Here is a 25,962-nt window from a genome sequence, read left to right as displayed (position 1 = left end):
AATGAAAAATATTATCTGCGACATCGATGGCGTTTTACTGCACGACAACAAGCTTATTCCAGGAAGTGACAAGTTTATTCATCGGGTACTTGAACAAGGCAACCCGCTGGTTATTCTCACCAATTACCCAGTACAAACCGGTAAAGACTTACAAAATCGCCTTGGCGCTGCAGGCATTAATGTTCCTGAAACCTGTTTTTATACCTCAGCCATGGCCACCGCTGACTTTTTAAAGCATCAACAAGGCAGTAAAGCCTATGTGATTGGTGAAGGCGCCCTCACCCATGAACTTTACAATGCAGGCTTTACCATCACAGATATTAATCCAGATTTTGTCATTGTCGGTGAAACCCGCTCATTTAACTGGGATATGATCCATAAAGCCTCACGTTTTATCGCTGCAGGCGCGCGCTTTATCGCCACCAATCCTGATACCCACGGCCCGGCCTTTAGCCCTGCATGCGGCGCATTATGTTCCCCCATTGAACGCATTACAGGAAAAATGCCATTTTATGTGGGCAAACCCAGTTCGTGGATTATTCGCTCTGCACTAAACCACATTAAAGGTCATTCAGATAATACCGTCATCATTGGCGATAACATGCGCACAGACATTTTAGCTGGATTTCAAGCTGGGCTAGAAACCATATTGGTTACCAGTGGCGTTAGCCAATTTACCGATATTGATAAAGAGCCATTTAGACCTAACCATGTGTTCAAATGTGCAGGTGATATCGATGTGGTTTAAATGATTATTTTTTGTTGATTAACATTAGGTAACATAATTTCAAGCCTATGCACTTGTGTGATGCATAGGCTTGATTCATTATGCGGCTTCAATAATCCTTATTGCCTTTATGCCGCTGTCATTTTGCCAGTCAAATATCTTGCAAATATGCTCGGTAAAGCTGCAATAAAAATATAACGAAAACAATAGGAATAAGACCTATGAAGACAATGCTCCCCTTATGCGCACTTACCCTTTTAAGCGCCTGCAGCCCCCAAAGTGCAGATAACAAACAAAACTTACAAAGTGAGCAATTAGCCGTAGAAACCAGCACCATCACCTTTGATGAAGCGCGTTTTAGACAAGATATTAAAACCTTGTCCTCAGATGAGTTTGAAGGCCGAGCGCCTACAACTCACGGCGAAAAACTCACCTTAGATTACCTAACAGCAGCTTTTGAAGAAATGGGCTTAAAAGGGGCTTATCAAGGCAGCTATCTACAACCCGTACCTATGGTCAGTTACACCGCCAGCGAACAACAAGCAGTGAGCTTAGCGGGCATAGAGCTTGAATATCGCCAAGACATCGTCCTAAGTACCCGTCATGATAAAGGCGGTGTAAACATCAGCAATGCTCCATTAGTGTTTGTGGGCTACGGTGTTAACGCCCCTGAATACCAATGGAATGATTACGACGGCCTTGATATGACAGGTAAAATAGCCGTTATATTGGTTAATGATCCGGGCTTTGCTAACCCAGAGTCAAATAAGTTTAACGGTAAAGCCATGACCTACTACGGTCGCTGGACATACAAATACGAAGAAGCCAGCCGCCAAGGCGCATTAGGGGCGATTATCATTCACGATACCGCGCCTGCGGCATACCCATGGTCAGTTGTTGAAAATAGCTGGACAGGTCCACAGCAAGACTTGGTATTTAGTCAAGCAGTGCAAGATGAGCGTATTGCGGTTGAAGGTTGGATCACCATGGACAGCGCTACAGCCTTGTTCAAAAAATCAGGCTTTGAGCTTGATACTTTAATGGCCAGAGCCGCTAACAGCGCCATAAACATCGATCTTAAGCAAAGCGCAGATATCGCCTTTAGCAGCAAGGCGGAGTATGCCGACAGTTACAATGTTGTCGCCACCTTACCTGGTAGCAATGTGGCAGATGAACATCTGTTATTTACAGCCCACTGGGATCACCTTGGGGTTGACCCAACTAAAGACGGTGACAATATTTACAATGGCGCCTTGGATAATGCCACTGGCACCGCGGGTATTATGGAAATTGCTCGCCAGTTTGCCAAACAAGCAAAAGCTGGAAAGCCATTACAACGCTCACTCACCTTTATTGCTACCACAGGTGAAGAACAAGGCTTGTTAGGTTCACGCTATTATGCTGCAAACCCTATCTACCCTATCGATAAAACCGTGGCAGTATTTAATTTAGATAGCACCAATGTTTATGGTAAAACCCAAGACTATACCATTGTCGGTAAAGGCCAATCTGAACTTGAACGCTATTTAACTGATGTCGCGACATCGCAAAATAGAACGGTCACCCGTGAGCGCAATCCTGCATCAGGTGGTTTTTTCCGCTCAGATCATTTCAGTTTTGCAAAACTCGGTGTCCCAGCTGTCTTTGCCGGTGGCGGCAGTGTGCCGTTAGATGAGCAAACAGCCCAATACAAACAGCAAATGCAAACGTTAATGAAAGGCTGCTACCACAACGTCTGTGATCATTACCGTGAAGAATGGGATTTATCAGGCGCACTACAAGATATTAGCGTGTACTACCAAGCGGCAGAAACATTAGCCAACAGCCAAGATTGGCCTGGTTACTATGAAGCTTCTGAGTTTAATCGCCTTCGACCAGCGAAAACTGAGCCTGTAGTGAAATAGAAACCCAATAGATTTCTTAAGGCCTATGGCTTAGTGTTTTGCATTTTACTCGCGAGTAAAAATACTGAATGCCGTTTTATGTTAATCATAAAGCGGCATTTTTGTATAAATAATAATCAAAATAACAATGTTTTTATTGGCTTTTTATTTATTAATTTTGATTCCATAATCATAAAAATGAACTCCATATTCACGCCATGAAATATAGATACTTCAGCAAAATCACATTATCTTTGAACGATCCCCAAAATTGCAGCCACATTAAATGCATTTGAACACTTAAAAAGGTAGATTTTATGAGAATAATTCAACAAAAGAGTTTGTGCGCTGCGAAAAATGCTGTCAAAGTAGATCTCAGATACAGATTCTTATGTTTTAAATATTCGTTTTTAAGTGACCTTTTAAATTAGATTTAACCTGATATTTGCTGGAGCCACATTATGTGTTCAATTTTTTCGATTTTAGATATTCAATCAGACGCTAAAGAATTGCGTCAAGTGGCTTTAGAAATGTCTAAGCTATTACGTCACCGCGGACCGGACTGGTCTGGTGTTTATGCCGATGATAAAGTCATTCTCGCCCATGAAAGACTCGCCATTGTCGATGTCGATCATGGCGCTCAGCCATTAATCAGTGAAGACGAAACCATTGTACTGGCGGTTAACGGTGAAATTTATAACCACAAACAACTTAAAGCTGAGTTAGGCGACAAATACCGCTACAAAACCAACTCAGACTGTGAAGTTATCTTGGCTTTATACCAAGAATACGGTGTCGACTTTTTAGATAAATTAAACGGTATTTTTGCGTTTGTGCTTTACGATAAAGCTCAAGATGCCTTCTTAATTGGACGTGATCACATGGGGATTATCCCATTGTATTCAGGTCGCGATAGCTTAGGTAACTACTATATTGCATCAGAAATGAAAGCCCTGATGCCAGTATGTAAAACCGTTGAAGAGTTCAAACCGGGCCATTACCATTTCTCAAAAGGTGGTGATTTAACCCAGTATTATCAGCGTGACTGGCGTGATTATGAGGCAGTAAAAGATAACCCAGCCAGCAAAGAAGAATTACGTGATGCGCTAGAAGCCGCTGTAAAACGTCAATTAATGTCTGATGTACCTTATGGCGTTTTGTTGTCTGGCGGCCTAGATTCATCGGTAATTTCAGCGATTACTCAAACTTATGCTAAGCACCGTATCGAAAACGACGGTGAAACCGATGCTTGGTGGCCACAACTGCATTCATTTGCAGTGGGACTTGAAGGCGCACCAGATTTAATTGCCGCTAAAAAAGTGGCTGATTCAATTGGCACTATTCACCATGAAATTCACTTTACCTTCCAAGAAGGTTTAGATGCGATTAAAGAAGTGATTTACCACTTAGAAACCTACGATGTCACCACCATTCGTGCCGCAACACCTATGTATTTAATGGCCCGAAAAATTAAAGCTATGGGGATTAAAATGGTGCTTTCAGGCGAAGGGGCTGATGAATTATTTGGTGGTTACTTGTATTTCCATAAAGCGCCAAATGCACAGGCATTCCATGAAGAATTAGTCAGAAAGCTCGATAAATTACATTTATTTGATTGCTTGCGTGCTAACAAAGCCATGGCAGCTTGGGGACTAGAAGCCCGCGTACCATTCTTAGATAAAGAGTTTATGGATGTTGCTATGCGTATTAACCCTGAAGCGAAAATGTCTAAAGATGGCCGCATTGAAAAGAACATTTTACGTGAAGCCTTTGAACATGCTCTTCCTCACGAAGTAGTATGGCGTCAAAAAGAGCAATTCAGTGATGGTGTGGGTTACTCATGGATTGACGGTTTAAAAGACATTGCTGCTGAGCAAGTTGATGATTTGCAGCTAGCAAATGCTAAATTTAGATTCCCATACAACACCCCAGAATCTAAAGAAGCTTATTACTACCGTTGTTTCTTTGAAGAGTTCTTCCCGCTAGAAACCGCAGCAGAAACAGTACCAGGCGGTAAAACGGTAGCCTGCTCAACCCCTGAAGCCTTACTGTGGGATGCAAGTTTACAAGGCATCAACGACCCATCGGGCCGTGCAGTTAAAAACGTACATGACAGTGCTTATTAGTCTTTAACTGTAATGAGAACCTTTATCAATAATTAGAAGCCACCCATTGGGTGGCTTTTTGATATAGACACAAAAACTTATGCTTTATTAAACTTGTTAATAACCTTATTTGTTGATAAGTTTTGCTATTAAACCATCTATTTAAAGGATTAAATTATGAGTATTAACGCTACGTTATTAGGCCAATTGCTAACATTTCTTTGGGTTCCATTTATTATTTTTATCACTTGGATGAGTTATAAATTGGGTAAAAGTAAAACCAGCAATCCAAAAACAATTTCAGCTATTGGATTTTTACTGTCATTCATGCCGCCATTAGCGCTAATTTTTATTGCAGTTCTGGCGTTAAAAAGCGAACCTTCAATCACAAATAGCTCAATATAAAATCATCATTAATTGATAATCGAGACTCTCGTAATCAACCAAGGAACACTATGTCATCCGTTTCCATTTTTCATCTTGAAATGCTATCCCTCAAACAGCTAAACCCTAAAACTGATCCAAAAGAGCTAACAATCGTTAAAGCTGAAAAACAACAATTTGAATTTAATAAATTTTTATATCAGTTTGTGGGGAGTGCTTGGGAATGGACCGACAAGTTGTCTTGGACTGATGAGCAATGGCAAGCTTACAGCGAAGCTGAAAACTTACATCTTTATGTGGCTTATGTTCAAGGCTCGCCAGCGGGTTATTTTGAGCTGCAACAACAGCCACAAGGTAACGTTGAAATCATGTACTTTGGTTTAGGCAATCGTTTTATTGGCCAAGGAATGGGCGGCTATTTACTAAGCCAAGCCATTGAGAAAGCATGGGCACTTTCCGGCACCCAGCGGGTGTGGGTACATACCTGCTCTTTAGATCACCCTAGTGCCTTACTCAATTATCAAGCTCGCGGTTTCAAACTGTTCAAAACTGAGATAGAACAGTAACTTTAACCCATGATGCTTTAAAAGCCGCATTAACCAAAAAGCGCTGCTAACCATATTGTTTAGCAGCGCTTTTTAATCAGCATATATTCAATCGCCCGATTAATAGGACTTTCTTTGCTGTGCCCTAATTTTTAAACGATCAACTAAAGCCTGTTTTTCAGCATCATTCATAGTATGCCAAGCTAGAATTTCATCATAGCTTCGATGGCAACCAAGACAAATATCCGCTTCATCTAAGCAGCAATTTGCCATACAAGGATTACGGGGGCCATTCGAGCCACTGGAGGCGATCATTATTCTGACCAAACGGCATATTCATTGCCGTTAATATCGTCGAAATGAAATCGTTTTCCGCCAGGAAAGCTAAATATCGCTTTAACAATACTGCCACCAGCAGCAATAATTTTCCGCTGGCTGGTTTCTAAACATTGGCTGTATAACACGATAAGTGGGCAGCCACGGCTAACCTTAAAGTTTTGCTTTGCAACATAAAACCCGCCTTCAATACCCGCATCCAAAAAGCAGCTGTACTCAGGGCCATAATCTTTAAATTGCCAACCAAATGCTTCGGTAAAGAATGCCTTTGTCTTAGCCAAATCTTTAACCGGTAACTCTATATAGTTAATCTTATGATGCTGAGACATTGGCACTCCTTCAGTTGACACCCACTTGCTTAAAAATAGTGGAGTTTAGGGCTATTGTCGATGCTTAGTCTAAGTAAGTTACTACCCTTAAGCTTGTACTAATGCAGCAATGGCGCCAATAATACCGCCAAATACCCCACCCCAAACGACCAGCCAACCTAAGTGCTTACGGATCATTTCTTGAATGATATCTTTAACCATTTCAGGGGTTAATTCATTTAAACGTTGCTCAACAATATTAGCAACTTTTGCTTGTAAATCCGCCATCACGTTGGGCTGTTCTAACTCGTTAATGAGGATTTGATTAAATTCTTCACTTTGGGCAAGCTCTGTCAGCGAGAGCTTCATTTTTTCAATAAAAGGCTCTTTTAGCGGTATTAATGCTTCTGTACCGCCAAACATTGCTAGCATGCCACCAAATGATGATTGCTCTACTGTAGTGATTAACGCATCAAAAGATGGCTCTAAATCCACCTTCTCAATTACCGGTGTTAAGTCGATTGCTGAAGCATTATTTTCAGTCAGTAATCGATCAATATTTTCTTGAGTGAAAAATTGCTCCATCATTAAATGCTTAATGCCGCCTTTAAACTCTTCAAAGCGTGATGGGATCACACCAGAGCCATATAAGCCTGGTACTTTTTCAAATAACATATGCACTGCCAGCCAGTTTGTCACTGCGCCTGACAAGGCAAATAAACCAATAGTAAAAACCACTGATAAAGCTAAAAAATGCCCCGCAACAACTAATGCAGCGGCGATGACATTGACTATTAAACTCTTGTTCAATCTAAAATCCTCGGACATAAAAAAACCTTTGGCATTTTATCAATTTCCAAAGGTTAGATACTAGGGCTTGCCTGAATCAATAGTACATTTTTAACTAAAAATTGTATGACTAATGTTTGTAACGACTAAAGTTAGTAATAATCAGGGCTCACAATGATAAAGGTACAAGCCTTCAGTGTCAGTGATGTTTGTTAGCGAAGGTACCAATTCATCGTTAACCACTTGGGTGCGCTTAACAAAAAGAACCTCTGTGCCTTGAGCTAAGCTTTTTGCTTTGTTAATCAGTGCTGTGGCTATGCCTTTACCGCGAAACTCGTCAGCAACGAACACATCATCAAAATACCAGACCGGTTTTAATAATAAAGATGAGTAGGATGGATATAATTGCACAAAACCTAACGGGCGATCATCTTCTAAGGCGACGAATATCATCGAGTCGTTTTCAGCTAAGCGCGTGGCAACAAAGTGACGACACTTTTGCGGCTCAGCATCAAAGCCTAAGCTTTGCCTGTAATCATCAAATAGTGTGACCAAAACATCGAGGTCGAGTTCAGAAGCGAGTCGAATTTGCATCCTTGCATCCTTTTTAATAAGAGAATCAAACCATACAATAGCTATATCTGAGTAAGAAATTACCCTTAGCTATTACACCACGAGATAAAGCATTGATTAATCTATATAGCTAACCAAGACAGGTAATTTGATACCACAGCAGCCCAAAAATCTAAATGATGAAATTATTCATTAATACATAAGCTTAATTTGTAACCTTGCAATTGTCTATTTAAAAAGCAAATGAAGATAATTTGTAAAATATTCTTAAAACAGACGAGTAACTGAACCTTAATTTGGTTAAAATGTCTAAACTCCACTATAGCCATTATTAAGCAATAGGCTCGATGTTTATGAAGTCATCTTTAAAAGCGTTAACATTAGCATTCAAACAACGCCCGCGTTACCAAAAAATAGCCATCACTGCAGCGGTGTTGTATCTGATTTTTGTCATGACATTAGGCTTATTGATCCCTTATATTGCCACCAAGCAACTGCCTAAAAGCCTATCGGCCCTACTCGGTAGAGATGTCAGCATTGAAGCGATTAAAGTTAACCCATTTAGTTTTGAATTAAGTGTCGATAACATCGCTATCGCTGAAACTGATGCCGCCAACACCTTTGTAAACATTAACCATATTGCCACCGATATTATGGTGTGGCAGTCAATTTTCAATTTGGATGTTTCACTAGATTATCTCACTATCGATGGCACTGATGTGGCTTTATCGCGATTGGCGCCAAGTACTAACGCATCAAACAGTGCAAACGCATCAAATAGTGCTTACCTGTATAATTTTTCTGATATTGTCACCACCTTAGCCAACAATTCGGCTGATGAAGAAGCCAAGCCAGAGCCAAATGATGCTGAACCATTAAGCTTCAACATCAATAATTTTACTTTCGCCAATGCCAATATAAAGATAACTGATGAGATCACCGACTCAGTTTTAAGCTATAACGATATATCAATATTATTAAAGCAATTTAGCACCACGGCGCTATTAGATAACAGCCCTAATGCCAATCAATTTTCATTAACACTTGATGATAATCAAACCGGTAAAATTGCCCTCAATGGCCAAATGCAACTTAGCCCACTTATGGTTAATGGCCAATTGGATGTCAATTCACTGTCAGTAACGCCTTATTGGCGTTTGGTCGATAGCTTATTTGAAGCTAGCCTTACCTCTGCTGATCTCAAGCTCAATAGCACCTTTTTAATTACGCAACAAAGCGCTGAAACCCCAATCGAAGTTACACTAACAAACACTGATTTTGCCCTAAAAAATTTAACCGCCAAAGATGCTAACAGAAACGTCGCCAGTATTGGTTTACTTGCTCTTAATGGGATAACCGTATCAACGGCCAAGCGCAGCATTGATATCAATGAGCTGCAAACAAACAATGCTGACTTCTGGCTTACTGCAGCGACAGAGAATATCAATTTCGTGAATTTATTCTCACCAAAACTTGAACAGCTTGAGCACATTTTAGGCACCTCAGAGCCTGCAGCTAATTCAACGATTAATGCACCTAAAAACGCTAACACTGACGTCATTGAGCCAAACTCAAATACTGAAAATGAACCACAATGGCTAGTCACGTTAAATAAACTGAACCTAAGTGACTATAAAATTGAAGTCACTGAAAGTGTTGCCACAGAGCTTGAAAATTATTGGCTGTTTAGTGGCTTATCACTGTCAACAGAGCAATTTAAATCTGATCTATCATTACCCCTAAGCTACCAGTTGGGCGTTGATATCAATAATCAAAGCCGCATTGATTCTAGCGGCCAATTTGATGCTAAAAATATCAATTTAGAAGCCGAACTTGATTATCAAAATGCCAGCTTAGCTAAGTTACAGCCCTATATCTCGCCATTTATGAACATCACCCTTGAATCCGGTTTTTTCAGTACCAAAGGTCATATCAGTGCCGATACTAAGGATAAATTAATCTATCAAGGCCAAGCTTCAATCATTGATTTAAAGATAAAAGATAATTTGCTTAAACAGCCACTGCTAAACTGGCAAGCAATGACTGTCAGTGAGCTTAAATTTGATCAACAAGCTAAGTCACTAGCCATTGATGAAATCTTGTTTGATACCCTGTTTAGCCGTTTGATCATTGCTGAAGATAGAAGCACTAACATTGCCGATTTAGTCGTTAGCCAAGTTCCGTCCGCTGATAATGCGGCCGACACCGAGGCTGCAGCTGAAACAACAGCTGAAACAGCAACTGCAGAGACCGCATCAACTGCAAACAATGAAGCACAAGCGCAAATCAACGCCCAAATCGCCACCGCAGATACCACTGAAGCACCATTTAACTTAACGATTAATAGAATTGCTTTTAAAGATAGCTCCGCCTTCTTTGCCGATAATTCATTAACGCCAAACTTTGCCTCAGGAATTGAGCAGCTTAATGGTGAGATCACCCAATTATCTACTAACCCAGACACTAGAGCCTCTGTCGATTTAGCCGGTAAAATCGATAAATATGCCCCTGTGACGTTAAAAGGCGATGTAAACCCGCTATTAGCTAACCCATACCTTGATTTAAACTTAGCCTTTAATAAGGTGGAGCTCACTTCGGTTAACCCCTATTCTGGTACCTACGCAGGCTATTACATCGACAAAGGCCAATTGTCGCTAGCGCTTAATTATCAGCTTGAAAATAATCAATTAGTGGGCAGCAATCACTTGGTTATTGATCAATTACAACTGGGTAAACCCACAGATAGCTCCCTTGCCACCTCTTTGCCTATCACCTTGGCTATTGCCCTATTGCAAGACCGACATGGCGTGATTGACCTTGGGGTTGATGTTGATGGCGATTTAGACTCGCCAAGTTTCAGCATTGGCGGCATTGTAATGACCGCTATCACTAACGTCATTACCAAAGCGATCACAGCGCCGTTTTCACTGTTGGCAGGTTTAGTTGGCGGTGATGATGACGAAATGGATAAAATTGCCTTTGATTATGGTCAATTTGAAATTACCGATAAGCAGCAAAGCACATTAACATCACTGGCAAAGGCCCTTAACGATAGACCGCTACTGAAGCTTAATGTTAGAGGTGACGTTGATTTAGTTAACGACCAACAAGCCTTGCAAGTACAGCTGTTACATAAAAAGCTGGCGCAATTAGCACAAATACCCGCAGGGGAATTACCGGCGGATTTATCTGCAAGCCAATACCCTCAGCAAGGGCCATTAACTGACGCATTAATTGAATTATATCAAGCAGATTTACAACTTGATCCGCAGTTAATTAAACAAGCCATTAGTGAAGAGCACCCACAAATTGACACTGTTGAGCTTCAAACCCGCTGGCACATCGCTTTATATAACTTTACTCTTAATCAGCAAGATATCTCAGCAGACCAACTCGGTGAATTAGCACAGCAACGTGCTAACGCGGTTAAAACCTTTCTGGTCGAGCAGGCTCAAATCGACCCAAGTCGAGTGTTTATTTTAGAAAGCAGAGTCAATACCGACAAAAATGCGGCCTTAGCTACCTTGACTCTGGATGCCAACTAAACAAAATTCGATTCAAAACAAAGCCTCACTAACCATTTAGATCAGCACTGTAATAGATACAGTGCTGTTCTCTGTGATAAACATCACGTAAACTGTGGCAAAATGGATTGCTAGAAAAATGGATTATCACTAAAGCTGTGTAATCCATTATATAAAATAACAATATCAATTATTAAAACTGAATATTTAAGGAAGTAGTATGTTTGTCATTCGTTGGATCCTTGGCCGTATCATCTTATTACTTAACTTTGTTTTCCCACCTAAAAAGCGTCAGCGACCTATCATTGAACAAGCTAAAATTGATGAACAAACAAAATCGTTAGCCCTTTATCAATATGCCGCTTGCCCTTTCTGCGTAAAGGTGCGCCGTTCAATTCGTCGCCAAGGCCTTAATATTGCTACAGTTGATGCCAAGCAAGAGGTTCATAAACAGCAACTGGTTAATGAAGGTGGTCACTTAAAAGTGCCATGTTTAAAAATACAGCAAGATGGTCAAACCCAGTGGATGTATGAGTCTAAAGACATTATTGCTTATTTATCGAAACAATACGCTTAAGCGCTTTTACTGAGATAATGACTGGCTTGAATTGATTTAAGCCAGTACATTTGTTTTACGCCCTTGATAACAAGCAGCCTCAAGCCCGCAATCAGCCATCGCCAATATCTGACAGCTATTTGTTACAGATAAAAATCCAGAAGGATTAATTTAGTGTTCAAGTTTTTATTTACGCTTACCAGTACATTACTCCTCAGTGCATGTGCAACCCAAGCACCCGATCCCGAATTATTCGCTGGTAAATACAGAGATACCTTTAGCTCATCAATAAAAGGGGAAGGCATTAAACTGTTTACCTATAAAGCCAAGGTAGCCAATGCAACAGACCGCGGTATAGAAGATCCACTACCACATCAGCAGCGGGTTAATCGCCGTAAACAAGATGCCCGCAGTTATGCAAGAGAACAGGAGCGCCGAGCCGACTTTTTAGCGCTATGGAGTGCTCAGGTGGATTTAGGGCTAGAGAAAACCCTCGATATGAATGGCTACTGTAAAGAAGGCTATATTGTACTGCATCGCAATGTCAGTGAAGGCAGAGGTGAGATTCGAGGCGAATGCAATGATGGCGCAACTGAAGCTGATATTCAGAAATTTAGCCGTAAGTATTAACCTTCGGTGCCTAAATGTGAATTACATTAACATTCAAACTACCTAATTAGCACAAGATCAATAAATAACGCAGTTATACTGTATACCCATAGTAGATTGCGCTAAACTTAGCGCTATTCAAGACATTTAGCTTAGCGCACCACTAGCTAATTTTATTTTCCAAATCGTGCCCTGCTGGCACTTTTTAAAAGAGTTACCAAGTATCATGAACAGAAAACAGCTAATGATAAAAAAGACCGCCAAGCGGGCTAAAGCAAAAAAAAATAAAATTACGCCGGATAATCCGCAAAAAAATCCAAAGGTTGGCTATATTTCAAAAGCTGAGCGCGCGCGAATTGCTTTAGAAGAAGAGCAACAATTGTTAGCTGCAGACAACAACTCTGTAGCTGAAGTGGTTGAAGCCAAGGAAAATACCCAAGCTTAATCACCACAAAAGGTTTTTATAAAAACACTTTTACAAAAGACCTTTATAAAAATTCTTTATAAAAAGATTATTAAAAAAAAGCCCTCAACATATTATGTTGAGGGCTTTTTAGATCCTGTTGCTCAATAAAGCTTTACAAGACAGGATTCAGACAGCGACTTGAGTCAATCTGTTATGCGCTAGCTTTTCGGCGTCCGCGGATTATCTAAATCCCCATCTCGGACAATCTCTTCACACAATGGCTCTTCGTTTAATTGCGCTAACTGAATATATGATGACGACTGAGGTGAGCTCGTCGGGCTCATTTCTAATTCAATCTTATCATCAATAGTCTGCGGCTTAATTTGCTGTTGCGGCCCTTGTGAAGCCGCTTGAAGCTTACCAACCAAACGATAACCTAACCACACTCCGCCAACCCCAAATAAAATAGACCCAACCGCTTGACCAATTAAGACGCCATATACCCCGCCCATTTGTGCGCCAAAATATACAAAAGGAATGGTACCTAAGGTCGCTTTACCTACATTGAAAAAGGTTGAATACTTGGGTTTACCAAGATTATTAAATGCAGCATTAGCGACAAATAACACCCCTGAAAACACGAAAAATATCGCAATGTATTTACAGAAAAACAAAATAATATCTGCTGCGTCACCTTTCATATCAAAGGCTGACACAATCACATTTCGGGATAAAAACAGCAATAACGACACCACTAACACGTAAACAAAACAAAATTGAATCGCCTTGGTTAAGCTTTCTTTTACCCGTTCAAATTCTTGCGCGCCATAGTTTTGCCCGATAATAGGCCCTACTGCGCCGCTTAAAGCAAAAATCATCCCAAAGCTTACGGGGATTAACCTGCCAAGCACCGCCCAACCTGCAACATAACTGTCACCAAAATCAGCAACCGCTTTAGTGACCACCGCGTTACCAATTGGCGTCGCCACATTGGTAATCATCGCAGGCAGAGCAATGGAATATACAATACTAATATCTTCAATAAAATGCTGACGGTTAAACTGGCCTAACATGTTATGTTTCACAATGATCCCTCTGGCAGAGACCACAAATACCGCAATTCGGGCAATAACCGAGGCAATTGCCGCGCCTTCAATGCCCATCCCTAAGGCAAAAATAAAGATCGGGTCTAGTACCAAATTTACACCGCCACCCGCCAAGGTGGATAGCATGGACAATTTCGCATCGCCAATGGCTCTCAAAGCGCCGCCTAACGCCATCGCTAAGCAAATAAAAGGTAAAGAAGGCACCAAAATTTGCAGATAACTTTGCGCCAGCAGCGCTGTTTTCCCCGTTGCGCCAATGAGAGCCAATAAATCGGGAATAAATATAAACACCACAATCGCAACAAAAATGCTGGTTAGCAGAGAGATCAGCGCGCTGTTAAGCAACATTCTTTTAGCTAGCACCATATTTTTAGCGCCAACAGCTCGGGAAACAAGCGCACCAAGCGCAATGGATAAACCAATCCCAATTGAAGTGGTAAAAAAAGAAATCGCCCCGGCATAGCCCACGGCGGCAGCTAATTCCAACTCACCCAGTAAACTGAGGAAAAAGATATCTAATAAATCCACCACAAACAGCGCAGAAATACCCACTGCAGCGGTGGAGCTCATAACCAATATATGACGCAATATTGGCCCTTGAACAAATTTAGCTTCGGTCATGATTCCCCTTCAGGATTGCTGCTTTCTAACTCGCTGCCACAGTGATGGCAAAATAAAGCCTGTAATTGATGCCCACGAGCGCCGCAGTTACTGCATTTTCTTAAATCTTTATTGAGTTCTCTTTCTGCGCCCATTTCATGAGAAATTTCAGCAGTTAATATCCCCGTTGGGATCGCAATAATAGAATAACCTATCAACATGGTCAGCGATGCAATGGCTTGACCTAAATTGGTTTGCGGGGTGATATCACCATATCCTACCGTGGTTATGGTAACGATAGTCCAATACATGGATTTAGGGATCGAAGTAAAGCCGTTACTTGGGCCTTCAACCACATACATCACCACACTCAGCGCCATAATAATCAGGCTCACTGAAAAGAAGAAGATAAACACTTTGCGTCTGGCGTGGATCATCGCCTTAAGTAAAATATTGCCTTCACTTAAATAGCGTAATAACTTTAACACTCTGAAAATTCTGAATAAGCGTAATACTCTAAAGGCCAATGAAATATTGGCTCCTGGAATAATCAGCGCTAAAAAGCTTGGCAGAATTGACATTAAATCCACAATGCCATAAAAGCTACGCATATAGGACCAGCGATTAAGTGAGCCGTATATTCTCAGCAAATACTCAAAGGTAAATAACCAAGTAAACCCCCATTCAGCGTAATAAATCGCTTGGCCATATTGAGTATGAACGCTATCTATCGTGTCTAAGACAATCAGCGTTACACTAAGTAAAATACAAATAATCAGTGTTATATCAAAGCCTTTACCCAAAGGGGTATCGGTACCAAATATAATGGTTCGGATTTGCTTTTTATAATGGTTATCGTGTTTATCTTCTAACGTCATGGGTTACTCTACAATCCACTTAAATTTAATACCGCCCCAAGGAAAAAGTAAGGTATTATCACTAACGATATCAGCTCTAATCATTTTTATGCGAAGCATATTTTGAACTGATACTCATGTTAACATTATTAACATAAAACAAATTAGAAAATCCTGCTTTTTTGGAGTCTGCATGCGCTTGGTTAAATCCCTTATTTTTATCGTCATTTTACAGTCTAGTACGGTTCTTGCGTCTGTTGATAAATTAACTCAAGCAAAAGTTGATTTAGTTGTGGTGAACAAGTCAGAAGCTAAAATGTCAATCTACCAGCAAGGCAAGGTATTAAAAACCTATCAAATTGCCATGGGCGATGCCCCACAAGGCCATAAATTTAAAGAAGGCGATCAACGTACACCCCAAGGCCGTTATGTTTTAGACTATAAAAAGTCAGACAGTGCATTTTATAAATCAATTCATATTTCTTACCCTAATGAAGAAGATAAATTACGTGCCAATGCCCTAGGTGTTAGTCCTGGCGGCATGATTATGATCCACGGCCAAAACCCCAACTCAGAATTAACCCCTGAACAAGCTCAGCAATACAATTGGACTAACGGCTGTATTGCGGTGACCAATAAAGAAATGGATGAGCTCTGGCGAGTCATCGAAGAAGGCACCCCAATCGAAATTTGGCCATAACCTTCACAGCTTAATTATATTAACAATATCGTGATCGCGGTTGAGTGTGACTAATACTCCAGCCTATACAAACGGATACTACCGATGAATTACCCTTATTTAATAGAAACTTGGCCAGAATTTAGCGCACGTATTAACGCCTTTATTAGCCAACTTGGTTTAGATAAACTGTCGCTTGAATGTGATCACTGCGCTTTAAGAGTCAATGACGCAGATAAAGCAAGATTACTCACAGAGCAATTCAGCGAGCACGGTGAAGTGATTTCGAACAATATGATTAATGGCCGACCGATATTGATCATTAAACTGACCCAGCCACTGACACTGGCAGATAAAAACGTTAGCTGTGTTGAACTGCCCTACCCAGCAGATAAAAGCTATCCCGTTGAAGGCTGGGAACATGTTGAGCTAGTCATGCCTTCTACTGCACAAACCTGCGAGCAATTAGTTACCGAGTTAGTTGAAAAAGTGCCGACACTCGCCCCTATCATCGCCGGTGAAACAGCCATTAAAGTTAAGCAAAGCTCGCCTAAAGGGGATAATGAACGCTTAGCCAACCCCACAATTGCCTTTAAAGCCAACGGCATTTGCGTCAAAGTGCACGCACTAGGGATCGAAACCATTATTGCTAGCGAGCAAGATTAAAAGGACATAAAAAAGCCGTTATTAACATAACGGCTTTAAGTACCTGCCCTGTTTAAGAAGGGATATTTGTCGTAATATTGGCTTATTGCTTTTCTGCGGTTTTAGCCTTGTTTTCAGCCGCAAGCACACTCTTCATTGACGGCACAATTGACACAGGATCCAGACGCTTTTGGAACCAGTTCAAACGCCAATCTAGATGCGGGCCGGTCACCCGCCCTGTAGCGCCGATTTCAGCTAGTGGTTGGCCTTGTGTGACCACATCACCTTCTTTGGCATATAACTTACTCAGATGTAAAAAAGTTGAGTTAATACCATATCCATGATCAATGATTAACGTGCCGCCTGAATAGAACATATCTGGCTCTGATAAGGTAATAACCCCATCGGCCGGAGACACGACAACTGTTCCGGTAGGACGGGCAACATCTACACCATAATGTGGGTTACCCGGCTTACCATTGTAAACTCGCTGACTGCCATAAACCCCAGAAATCCGGCCGGTTACCGGCCAGATAAACGCTTGCATAAAGGCATCTTGCTCACTGAACACATTACGTGCGGCGCGAGTTTGCTTTGAGTCTTTTGCTGCTCGTGCTTGCGCCACAGGATCTGGCTGCATGATTTTTTTACTAATACCGGTTAAGCGATCAATTTTATATTCACGGCTAGCAATCGTCAGCGGTTTAAGTTGTGTTAACCCATCAGGATAAGTCACTTCTAGCAGCTGCTCTGTTTTTGCTTCGCGATCAAAACCAATAGCAAATTGGCCTTTAGGTGTCACTTTTACCACTTCACCATTAAGCTTAACTGCGCTACCCGCAGGAACAGTGCCGCGAACTAACGCGCCTTGCTCTAACTTGCCTTGTAAATTAATACTGCCATAACTGGCTACAGAAAAGAGCGTAACCATAACCAGTGAAGATAGTTTTAATCCTTTCAAAAACATATAAACAACCTTAATCCTTGCTAATTCAGCTAACACTTAAAATGCTAAGTTTACTTAACGGCAATGGCGCCTTTACCCACACCTTCAAAAGCTATAACTTTGAACACAGAATCAGGAGATTTAACCGCCATAGTTTCAGCAATAAATTGTGCTAGCAACTCAACAGTGGTGTCGTGGGGAATGATGTCACAATTCGCTTTTGGCATTGCCAATTGAAAGTCACCTTGTGGGGCTTGATAATGAAAGCCCAAATGGCTGTCATCAGAGATATGGGTTTGCGGTGATAATGCTAAGGCGTGCACAGAGACAACGTCTTCTTCACTGCCTAAGTAAATATCTTGCCAGCGATCGGCCCAGTATTTATCCCATTTAGGCGCAGCAATGCCATTTTCAAACACAGTTATTGGACTGCGGTGACCGTGAGCAATACGCTGGCAGTTACCGTCATGCTTTCGTAAACCATGGGTGTAGTGATAATAAGGACTTTCAAGCACCTCAGTGCGTAAAGTTAAGCTAATGCCTTGAACGTTATCAGGCAGTGCTTCACGTAATGCTTTAATTAAAAACGCATTAACGCTTTCAAAATCGATAACTTCAGTAGGAATAAGCGCAAATGCTTGTGATGGGCATGCCAGATGAATATCACCTTGCTGGCTGGTGAAATCCATCCATACTCTGTCGCCCTGCTGCTGCCAACGAACGTCGCTACAGGCTGTAGGTATTAATAGCCGGTGATCTGCTACATCATCAATGGTGCTTTTGATGGTCTTTTTAACTTTAGAAAAATCGAGCACCATATTTTGCTCATCTAAACCGCCATCAAGCAATACATCGACAATCCAGCTTTCGCCCACCATGCCGCGAATTGGACATAAATAAGAAAAGTCGATCACGGTTAAATCTTTTACAAACAGTTGCATTCAAGCTCCTAGACAGAAAAACAGTCCGTCTCAGTTTAAAAGTGTCCCAAATAGCGATGGCTAACGGGATCCTAAAATTAAGGCTATTCTAAACAAAAGCAGACCAAGGCGCGAGAAACATCAGCAAATATAGTAAAAAACTCATCAGCACAATGAACAAGAGTAAAAGCAAAGCTACTCAATTTTATAACCCACACCATATATAGAGTGCAGTAAATCAGCTTGTTTATTATTGAGTAATAATTTTGAACGTAAGTTTTTGATATGACTGTCAATGGTGCGAGAGCTCACAACCCTGTCATCGACATAGCAAACTTGCATTAAACTGTCACGGGAATGCACCACGCCCGGTCTTTTAAGCATAGTATGTAAAAGCCTAAACTCAACGGGGGTTAAATCAACCTCTACACTAGCAGCGTGGCATTTAAAGCGCTCAAGGTTTATCACTAGATGCTTATAGGCTATTTCATCTTCAGCAACTTGAGTGTTAGGCTCCATTCGTCTAAGAATTGTTTTAACCCTTGCTACCACTTCCCTTGCTGAAAAGGGTTTACACACATAGTCATCAGCGCCAATTTCTAAGCCAATTAAACGATCTATCTCTTCAACGCGCGCAGTTAACATCAAAATTGGCACGTTTGAAAATAACCGCACTTCTTTACAGATAGTTAGGCCATCTTTGTGCGGTAACATTAAATCTAAAATGACAAAATCAATAGCGTCATGTTGAATCCTTGCGACAGCATCAACCCCATCGTGTAAAACCGTAGTGACAAAACCTTCAAGGGTTAAAAAATCCACAAGCACTTGGGCTATTTTGGGCTCATCCTCTACAATCAATACGCGTTTATTTTGATAATGATTATTCATGATCGATGAATACTCCGTTACATGTAACAACAGCCAAATGCCTAGGCCAATGGCAATACAATTTCAATACATAAACCGCCGAGATTAGAAGGCCTTGCGGTAATTGTCCCTTTGTGGGCTTCGACAATATTTCGACAAATAGTGAGCCCAAGGCCAGCGCCATTACTACGGCGTACTCGAGAGCTATCTTGTCGATGCAATGCCTCAAACAGTAATTCACACTCAGCTGTGGCCACCGAAGGTTTAGTATCATTGATCAATAGCAGCACTTTGGTATTTTGCTGAATTAAATCGATATCAATATTGCCCGGAGAATCTGTATAAGCGACTGAATTTAATATGACATTAGAAACTAATTGCTGCATTCTCATTTTATCAGCATTAATAAGTACCGGCTCAATATGGTTAAAGCGATAAGCTAAACCTTTAGCAGAAATCTTATTTCCTAATGAGGCGATGGTGTCTGAAATACACTCGGTCAGATCCATGGGTTGGATATTGTATTTAAGCCCACCGACATCGGATAAAGACAATTGGTATAAATCATCGACTAGATGTTTAATGCGGATAACTTCTTGCTCTAGCGACTCAAGTTGCTGCTGATCAAATTGTCGAATGCCCGCTTTAATAGCATCAATTTCACCACACAATATACTTAAGGGGGTTCGAAGCTCATGTGATATATCAGCAAACCACCTATTTTTCGCAGTGCGAGTTTTATCTAAGATCATCGCTAGGTGGTCAATGTCATTCATCAATTGACCTAATTCATCTTGGCGTTGCTGCGAAAAACGTTCGTTATAATTTCCTTTTGAAAGATATGAAATGCCTTTAACCACCTCTTTCACTGGCACTAATAAAAACCGAGCTAACAGCCATGAAATGATACTTGCCAGTAACAAGCAGCCCAAACCTATCCAGAGTGTGGTCCAAAGCTGTTGTTGCGAAAAAATTGCCGCCGATTCACTGTTAACTTTCACAATGGGGGAGCTATATAATTTCGCTATTAGCTCACCTTTATAAGTCACAGGGACATAAGTGGCCTTATTACGATCTTCAATAGCATCGCCAGCAAGTAAGCTACCGTCATTATCGTAAATACCGGTTGGCGGCCCAAAACGCGCCTTTGAAATCGCACTTCTATCCCACCTTTTGCTGTCGGGCCTTTTGTGAGGGGGTTGTCGATGCTCTACAGCACTGCCCGCAGGTTTTTTATGCTCAGATAAATGTGGCGGTCTACGATCTGGAGGTGGCATGCCTTGCCTATTTGCTGAAGTATCACCTCTTACAAACGGTCTTGGTGCCGGGCCTGGAGCATGAAGCCTGAGTAATTGCCGGTATTGAGCAACTGTAATATTTTGCCAATTAAACGCTGACTGTTGATATAAATCGGCCACCGCAGTTGATAAACGCCCTAAGCGCTCTTGCTCTAGGGTATTAATATAATTGAGAAAACCTTGATCAAAACTCCATCTTGCTAACGATAACGTCGCAAGTAACACTATGCTAGTTAAGCCCACAAAGGCCAAAAATAGTTTCTTCGATATGTTCATTTTGTAAGTATATCTACCAACAAGACTGCAAACTAGTAACAACAATGACTTGGCTTGAATCTCCATCAAATCTGCACAATTACTGCATATTTAATTGTTAACCTGAAGATGAATCAAACATAGCCTTTACTTAAAGTCATATCGTAATAATTAGGATGGATTTGAAATGAAAAGCATAGCCCCTTTACTCGCCCTTATTCCTTTACTGGCATTGATGTCAGGTCATGTCACAGCACAAGAAAAACGTCAAATGCGTAAACCCCCCCAAGAGGCCTATACCATATGTGAAAATAAAAACGCTGAAGATCAAGTTAGCTTCACCACGCCAAAAGGCGACGAAATTGAAGCGACCTGCATTTTAATCGATGAAGAGCTCGTTGCAGTACCTAATAACCATACGCCGCCACAACAAAAACAAAAACGTGGTCAATAAATAGGAAGCTTAATATGCAAATATCAATGAGCAATAATATCTCATCACAACAAAATCAGCTAAACACTCAATCAAATAGTAAGCCTGATAGACCACAAGGGCCACCGCCAGCGGGAAGCACGCCACCAGGGCTTGAAAAAGCCGTATCTAGCTTAAGTGAAGAACAACAAGCTGACATTTCATCAATGTTAAGTGCATTAAGTCCACAGCAACATGAATCATTAAAATTGACGTTAGACGAGTTAAAGCCAATGTCAGAAACCTTATCAAAAGCTGATATGGGAGAGGTGTTTCTTACAACGTTAACTGAAATAACCAACTCTTCAACCCAAAACGAAACTGGCAGCACAATCGATATCTACGCATAAGCCAGTATCAAAGTGGACTTTCCGGTGCAGTAAAGTTGTTAATTATGACTCAATGAAACCATATTTAAGGACTTTACTTACTGCTTATTAATTGAGAAGTAAGTACTGATGCTAATAGTGGTCGACTAAAATAATAACCTTGGGCTTGATCGCAGCCATTTTCCAACAAAAATGCCGCTTGTTCTTTAGTTTCTACCCCTTCGGCAATGATGTCGAGCTTAAGCGCATGGCCTAAAACAATAATTGCTTTGGCAATTGCAGTATTATGGCCATCAAATGGAATATCGCAGACAAAAGACTGATCTATTTTAAGCACATTGATAGGTAACTTTTTGAGATAACTTAACGATGAATAACCGGTTCCAAAATCATCAACAGATAGTTGAATTCCCATGTCCCCTAAACGCTTTAAATCACTGATCACTTGTTCAGGTTCATACATCATGCAGCTTTCAGTCATCTCTAACTCAAGACAACTTGCAGGCATTCCGGTTTCTTGCAAAATCTTGGCGACATTGTCGATAAAATTACGGCGCTGAAACTGCAAACTGGCAACGTTTACGGCAATCCGACCAAACTCATAACCATTATCAAGCCATTGCTTGCCTTGATAACAAGCCATTCTTAATACCATTAAACCAATTTCATGAATTAAACCGGTTTTTTCAGCAACGGGAATAAACTCAGCTGGTGAAATAAAACCATACTCATGATGCTCCCAACGGATCAACGCCTCTAACCCGACCAGTTGGCCACTGCACAAGGATAATTTAGGTTGGTAAACTAAATGAAAATGCTGCTCTTGAATTGCTTCATGTAGCGCATTTTGAATTTTCAAATGCTCCACTGAATTCATCGTCATAGCTGAATCGTAAAAAGTGACTGTGTTGCGACCACTTTGTTTTGCTATGTGCAGCGCAGTATCGGCGTTTTGTAATAGATTTTCACTATTTAAAGAGTCATGGGGATAAACTGAGACTCCCATACTGATAGTCATTCGAATAAGCGAAATACCATCAAATCTATATGGTTGCTCTATCAATGACTTAATATGATTGACCCGTGATGCTAGCATCTCATCCTGAGTAAGATCATTTAACACGATAACAAATTCATCACTGCTTAAGCGGCCAACATGACAATAATCATGGCTGAGATTTTCAAGTCTGCGAGCAACTTCAACTAATAATTGATCACCCACATCATGACCTAAACTGTCATTAATATGCTTAAAAAAATCCACATCAAACATAATGACTGCAAGTTGTGATTGTGCAGTTGCAGCATGTTCTACCTGAGCTTGTAAATTAGATCGTAATAACACTCGGTTCGGTAATTGGGTTAGATTGTCGTAGTAAGCTAAATTCTCGAGTTTTTGTTCGTTAATTTTCTGCTTTGACATATCTGAAAATACAGCAACAAAAAAGTTAATAGTGTCATCTTGGCCATAAACCGCATTAATGGTGGCCGATTGCGGGAAGATGTCACCGTTTTTTCTTTTATTCCAAATTTCACCATGCCACTTACCTTTAACCAATAAGGTATTCCACATTTTGGCAAAAAAATCAGTATCATGTTTGCCTGAATTTAAAATACGTGGGTTTTGACCGATAGCCTCTTCACGTTCAAACCCAGTAATCTGAGTAAATGCACTATTAACCTCAGTTATATTGCCGTCTCTGTCAGTAACCAATACGCCATTAATGGTATTCTCAACCACACTTTCGGCCAATAATAATTGTTTCTCATTTTGCCTATGACGGCCAATATTACGGGTTATACCAATAATGCCTTGTATAGTCTCAGTTTCGTCAATCAATGGCGCTTTGACTGTTTCTAACCAATGACGATTATTGTTTGGATCTGTGCCTTCACACTCAGAAACAACAATGGGTTTTCTCGCCGACTTGGCACTGTTATCGGTCTCGATAAAAAGCCTTGATGTTTCAACATCAAATAAGTCATGGTCTGTTTTTCCGACTATTTGACCAGTCTTTTTATTCCAAGCATTTTCTATACTCTGATTACAGACAATATACTTACCATCAAGATCCTTTACCCAAATATGTTCACTAAAAGCATTAATGAAATTCTGTAAGTTAATGGATTGGTATTGTTGCTGTTGGGAGTGGAGCTTAGATAAAGAGTGTTGCAGGCTATCAACCGTGAGGTGAATTAAAGCTAAGTTAAAATCTTTAGATAACAATTGAGAATAAATCGCACAAAAGCAGCCCAATTGTTTACCGTAATCATCAACAAGAGGTTGCAGATGGATACTATATTGTTTTTGTTTATGGGTTATTGATATGACTTGATTAGTGGTTAATTTGGATAATGGAATAGCATTTATAACTGGCGTTGTTATCTGCTGTAAATCAATTAAATCACTATCAAGAATTTGTTGATTACTTGCCACAAAACACATTTGCTGATGTTCATCTAACAAAAAAGCACACACATCGATTTTCAGTGCCTTTGCCGATATATCTAAGGTTTTTTGCCAATAAGCTTTGGTATTTTGAATTGTGTGCATTGTTAAAAAGAACCTACTTATTGAACTTTTCACTTATATATATATTTGATTATATAACCACACACAAAGTTAATGAATCAGTAAACCGCGGATCTGCTAGCTAGATCATTTAACTGACAATAAATCACTTAAATATTTGTATGATTTTATAAGATACTGATATTGGCAAGCTGTTTTAGGTGACGTTAGGCTACTGTTCTTCATTTAAAACAACGCAAACGGTTGAAATAGGCTTTATAAACTGACAAAGAGACTTTAACGACTAAAAGCGATATTCTGAAATCACAAGCAACTGAATTACCGCTGCTTTAGCAACCCACTTTCCCATGTCACTATTATTCGTTTTTTAAATTACAGAGACGAAAAAGCCCTGCTATTGCTAGCAGGGCTTATCGTAATGTTGGCGGAGCGGACTTACTCTTATCAAGAGACGAACCCGCGCCCCGACGTGACAGGCCGCTTATCTCTAATCAAGTATCTAAGCAACTGAATTTCCGCTGCTTTAGCAAACTACTTTCGCATATCACTATTATTCATTCTTTAAATAACAGATACGAAAAAGCCCTGCTATTGCTAGCAGGGCTTATCTTAATGTTGGCGGAGCGGACTTACTCTTTTCAAGAGACGAACCCGCGCCCCCAACGTGACAGGCCGTTTATCTCTAATCAAGAGTCTAAGTAACTGAATTACCGATGCTTTAGCAACCCACTTTCGCAGGTCACTATTATTCATTCTTTAAATAACAGATACGAAAAAGCCCTGCTATTGCTAGCAGGGCTTATCGTCATGTTGGCGGACCGGACTTACTCTTATCAAGAGACGAACCCGCGCCCCCCGGCGTGACAGGCCGTTTATCTCTAATCAAGAGTCTAAGCAACTTAATTACAGCTGCTTTAGCAACCCACTTTCCCATGTCACTATTATTCATTCTTTAAATAACAGATACGAAAAAGCCCTGCTATTGCTAGCAGGGCTTATCGTAATGTTGGCGGAGCGGACGGGACTCGAACCCGCGACCCCCGGCGTGACAGGCCGGTATTCTAACCAACTGAACTACCGCTCCTTTAGTAAATTGCTTACGCAGTATACTAAATTCTTTTCAAGTCGCTAACGTGTCAAAGTTAGTAGACTCGCTTTATCGTAATAAAGCTACTCTTTCGAGTAAATTAGGCGCTTGGCGATGACCTACTTTCACATGGGGAGACCCCACACTATCATCGGCGCGATTGCGTTTCACTACTGAGTTCGGGATGGGATCAGGTGGTACCACAATGCTATTGTCACCAAGCAAATTCTTGCTTTATCTACCGCAAATGCAGTAAATAATAATTCGGAAATCTGATAACTCTTTCGAGATTTTTTGAGTTCGCACTTCATTAAGCGCTATATATTCTTCACTAAGCCTTACCTTTAGCAGTAAGTAATAAATCTAGTTACCATCAACTCAGATAAAAACTCATCTGGGTTGTATGGTTAAGCCTCACGAGTCATTAGTACAGGTTAGCTCAACGCCTCACAACGCTTACACACCCTGCCTATCAACGTCCTAGTCTCGAACGGCTCTTTAGAGGAATTAAATTCCTAGGGATGACTCATCTTAGGACTCGCTTCCCGCTTAGATGCTTTCAGCGGTTATCGATTCCGAACGTAGCTACCGGGCAATGCTATTGGCATAACAACCCGAAC

At 40.8% G+C, this 25,962-nt stretch carries 24 protein-coding genes, 1 tRNA gene and 2 rRNA genes; 13 read left to right on the top strand and 14 right to left on the bottom strand.

Going from position 1 to position 25,962, the window contains the following annotated elements; translation table 11 throughout:
- The first annotated feature begins 1 nt into the window (after nucleotide 1).
- The 5 genes from BM739_RS03700 to BM739_RS03680 all read left to right on the top strand — a co-directional run bounded on the left by BM739_RS03700 (nucleotide 2) and on the right by BM739_RS03680 (nucleotide 5,665).
- A complete protein-coding gene (locus BM739_RS03700) occupies nucleotides 2-748 on the top strand; it encodes an HAD-IIA family hydrolase (RefSeq protein WP_076537394.1) in 747 nt (248 codons plus the stop codon).
- Between the two features lie 200 nt (nucleotides 749-948).
- Complete coding sequence (locus BM739_RS03695; RefSeq protein ID WP_076537392.1) at nucleotides 949-2,631, top strand: M28 family metallopeptidase; 1,683 nt, start codon at nucleotides 949-951, stop codon at nucleotides 2,629-2,631.
- A gap of 440 nt (nucleotides 2,632-3,071) precedes the next feature.
- Complete coding sequence (gene asnB / locus BM739_RS03690) at nucleotides 3,072-4,736, top strand: asparagine synthase B (protein WP_076537390.1); 1,665 nt, start codon at nucleotides 3,072-3,074, stop codon at nucleotides 4,734-4,736.
- A 156-nt stretch (nucleotides 4,737-4,892) separates the two neighbouring features.
- The gene (locus tag BM739_RS03685; RefSeq protein ID WP_076537388.1) at nucleotides 4,893-5,120 is read left to right on the top strand and encodes a hypothetical protein; all 228 of its coding nucleotides are present in this window, start codon (nucleotides 4,893-4,895) and stop codon (nucleotides 5,118-5,120) included.
- Between the two features lie 50 nt (nucleotides 5,121-5,170).
- Nucleotides 5,171-5,665 (top strand): GNAT family N-acetyltransferase, encoded by a 495-nt coding sequence (locus tag BM739_RS03680; protein WP_076537386.1) that lies wholly within the window; start codon nucleotides 5,171-5,173, stop codon nucleotides 5,663-5,665.
- Between the two features lie 99 nt (nucleotides 5,666-5,764).
- On the opposite strand, the gene BM739_RS03675 is transcribed toward BM739_RS03680, so the two are convergent.
- The 4 genes from BM739_RS03675 to BM739_RS03660 form a co-directional block, all read right to left on the bottom strand.
- Entirely contained in the window at nucleotides 5,765-5,917 is a 153-nt protein-coding gene (locus BM739_RS03675) for a DUF1289 domain-containing protein (protein WP_254843466.1), read from the bottom strand.
- 41 nt (nucleotides 5,918-5,958) lie between these two features.
- A complete protein-coding gene (locus BM739_RS03670) occupies nucleotides 5,959-6,309 on the bottom strand; it encodes a VOC family protein (protein WP_076537382.1) in 351 nt (116 codons plus the stop codon).
- 87 nt (nucleotides 6,310-6,396) lie between these two features.
- Nucleotides 6,397-7,098 (bottom strand): DUF445 family protein, encoded by a 702-nt coding sequence (locus tag BM739_RS03665; protein WP_139326812.1) that lies wholly within the window; start codon nucleotides 7,096-7,098, stop codon nucleotides 6,397-6,399.
- Between the two features lie 141 nt (nucleotides 7,099-7,239).
- Nucleotides 7,240-7,671: a GNAT family N-acetyltransferase gene (locus BM739_RS03660; protein WP_076537378.1), complete on the bottom strand. Its 432-nt coding sequence runs from the start codon at nucleotides 7,669-7,671 to the stop codon at nucleotides 7,240-7,242.
- A gap of 332 nt (nucleotides 7,672-8,003) precedes the next feature.
- Between BM739_RS03660 and BM739_RS03655 the strand changes: the two genes are divergently transcribed.
- The 4 genes from BM739_RS03655 to BM739_RS03640 all read left to right on the top strand — a co-directional run bounded on the left by BM739_RS03655 (nucleotide 8,004) and on the right by BM739_RS03640 (nucleotide 12,784).
- Nucleotides 8,004-11,195, top strand: a complete 3,192-nt coding sequence (locus BM739_RS03655; protein WP_076537376.1) for a DUF748 domain-containing protein — start codon at nucleotides 8,004-8,006, stop codon at nucleotides 11,193-11,195.
- A gap of 199 nt (nucleotides 11,196-11,394) precedes the next feature.
- Nucleotides 11,395-11,751 (top strand): glutathione S-transferase N-terminal domain-containing protein, encoded by a 357-nt coding sequence (locus BM739_RS03650; protein ID WP_076537374.1) that lies wholly within the window; start codon nucleotides 11,395-11,397, stop codon nucleotides 11,749-11,751.
- Nucleotides 11,752-11,904: 153 nt separating this feature from the next.
- Nucleotides 11,905-12,360, top strand: coding sequence for a hypothetical protein (locus tag BM739_RS03645; RefSeq protein WP_076537372.1), 456 nt, complete (start codon nucleotides 11,905-11,907; stop codon nucleotides 12,358-12,360).
- 205 nt (nucleotides 12,361-12,565) lie between these two features.
- Nucleotides 12,566-12,784 carry a DUF2986 domain-containing protein gene (locus BM739_RS03640; RefSeq protein WP_076537370.1) on the top strand — a complete coding sequence of 73 codons (219 nt, stop codon included), beginning with the start codon at nucleotides 12,566-12,568 and terminating at the stop codon, nucleotides 12,782-12,784.
- Nucleotides 12,785-12,963: 179 nt separating this feature from the next.
- Here BM739_RS03640 and BM739_RS03635 read toward each other — a convergent pair whose 3' ends face one another.
- Nucleotides 12,964-14,472, bottom strand: coding sequence for an MATE family efflux transporter (locus BM739_RS03635; protein ID WP_076537368.1), 1,509 nt, complete (start codon nucleotides 14,470-14,472; stop codon nucleotides 12,964-12,966).
- Entirely contained in the window at nucleotides 14,469-15,329 is an 861-nt protein-coding gene (locus tag BM739_RS03630) for an ion transporter (RefSeq protein WP_076537366.1), read from the bottom strand. The genes BM739_RS03635 and BM739_RS03630 overlap by 4 nt, the downstream gene beginning before the upstream one ends.
- A gap of 172 nt (nucleotides 15,330-15,501) precedes the next feature.
- Here BM739_RS03630 and BM739_RS03625 point away from each other — a divergent pair, with 172 nt between their 5' ends.
- Entirely contained in the window at nucleotides 15,502-16,008 is a 507-nt protein-coding gene (locus BM739_RS03625) for a murein L,D-transpeptidase family protein (protein WP_083698054.1), read from the top strand.
- Nucleotides 16,009-16,092: 84 nt separating this feature from the next.
- Nucleotides 16,093-16,653 carry a VOC family protein gene (locus BM739_RS03620; protein WP_076537365.1) on the top strand — a complete coding sequence of 187 codons (561 nt, stop codon included), beginning with the start codon at nucleotides 16,093-16,095 and terminating at the stop codon, nucleotides 16,651-16,653.
- Between the two features lie 82 nt (nucleotides 16,654-16,735).
- Here BM739_RS03620 and BM739_RS03615 read toward each other — a convergent pair whose 3' ends face one another.
- The 4 genes from BM739_RS03615 to BM739_RS03600 form a co-directional block, all read right to left on the bottom strand.
- Nucleotides 16,736-17,599 carry a M23 family metallopeptidase gene (locus tag BM739_RS03615; protein WP_076537363.1) on the bottom strand — a complete coding sequence of 288 codons (864 nt, stop codon included), beginning with the start codon at nucleotides 17,597-17,599 and terminating at the stop codon, nucleotides 16,736-16,738.
- A gap of 50 nt (nucleotides 17,600-17,649) precedes the next feature.
- Nucleotides 17,650-18,519, bottom strand: coding sequence for a 6-carboxytetrahydropterin synthase (locus BM739_RS03610; protein WP_076537361.1), 870 nt, complete (start codon nucleotides 18,517-18,519; stop codon nucleotides 17,650-17,652).
- A 174-nt stretch (nucleotides 18,520-18,693) separates the two neighbouring features.
- Nucleotides 18,694-19,389 carry a response regulator gene (locus BM739_RS03605; protein ID WP_076537360.1) on the bottom strand — a complete coding sequence of 232 codons (696 nt, stop codon included), beginning with the start codon at nucleotides 19,387-19,389 and terminating at the stop codon, nucleotides 18,694-18,696.
- Between the two features lie 41 nt (nucleotides 19,390-19,430).
- On the bottom strand, nucleotides 19,431-20,942 hold the full coding sequence (locus BM739_RS03600; RefSeq protein ID WP_076537893.1) for a HAMP domain-containing histidine kinase: 1,512 nt from the start codon (nucleotides 20,940-20,942) through the stop codon (nucleotides 19,431-19,433).
- A 166-nt stretch (nucleotides 20,943-21,108) separates the two neighbouring features.
- On the opposite strand from BM739_RS03600, the gene BM739_RS03595 reads away from it, so the two are divergent.
- Both BM739_RS03595 and BM739_RS03590 read left to right on the top strand, forming a co-directional pair.
- The gene (locus BM739_RS03595) at nucleotides 21,109-21,375 is read left to right on the top strand and encodes a hypothetical protein (RefSeq protein WP_076537358.1); all 267 of its coding nucleotides are present in this window, start codon (nucleotides 21,109-21,111) and stop codon (nucleotides 21,373-21,375) included.
- Between the two features lie 14 nt (nucleotides 21,376-21,389).
- A complete protein-coding gene (locus BM739_RS03590; RefSeq protein ID WP_076537357.1) occupies nucleotides 21,390-21,743 on the top strand; it encodes a hypothetical protein in 354 nt (117 codons plus the stop codon).
- 73 nt (nucleotides 21,744-21,816) lie between these two features.
- On the opposite strand, the gene BM739_RS03585 is transcribed toward BM739_RS03590, so the two are convergent.
- From BM739_RS03585 to BM739_RS03570, 4 genes are all read right to left on the bottom strand, one after another.
- Nucleotides 21,817-24,276, bottom strand: coding sequence for a GGDEF domain-containing phosphodiesterase (locus tag BM739_RS03585; RefSeq protein WP_076537355.1), 2,460 nt, complete (start codon nucleotides 24,274-24,276; stop codon nucleotides 21,817-21,819).
- 986 nt (nucleotides 24,277-25,262) lie between these two features.
- Nucleotides 25,263-25,339 (bottom strand) — tRNA-Asp (locus BM739_RS03580).
- 109 nt (nucleotides 25,340-25,448) lie between these two features.
- Nucleotides 25,449-25,564, bottom strand: a 5S ribosomal RNA gene (rrf, locus tag BM739_RS03575).
- A 181-nt stretch (nucleotides 25,565-25,745) separates the two neighbouring features.
- Nucleotides 25,746-25,962: ribosomal RNA gene (locus tag BM739_RS03570) — 23S ribosomal RNA — on the bottom strand; the annotation flags it as partial.

The sequence above is a fragment of the Shewanella sp. UCD-KL21 genome (genome assembly GCF_001957135.1).
Lineage (GTDB): Bacteria > Pseudomonadota > Gammaproteobacteria > Enterobacterales > Shewanellaceae > Shewanella.
Note: the sequence above shows the minus strand (reverse complement) of the source record. Positions and strands in the feature narration are given on the sequence as shown.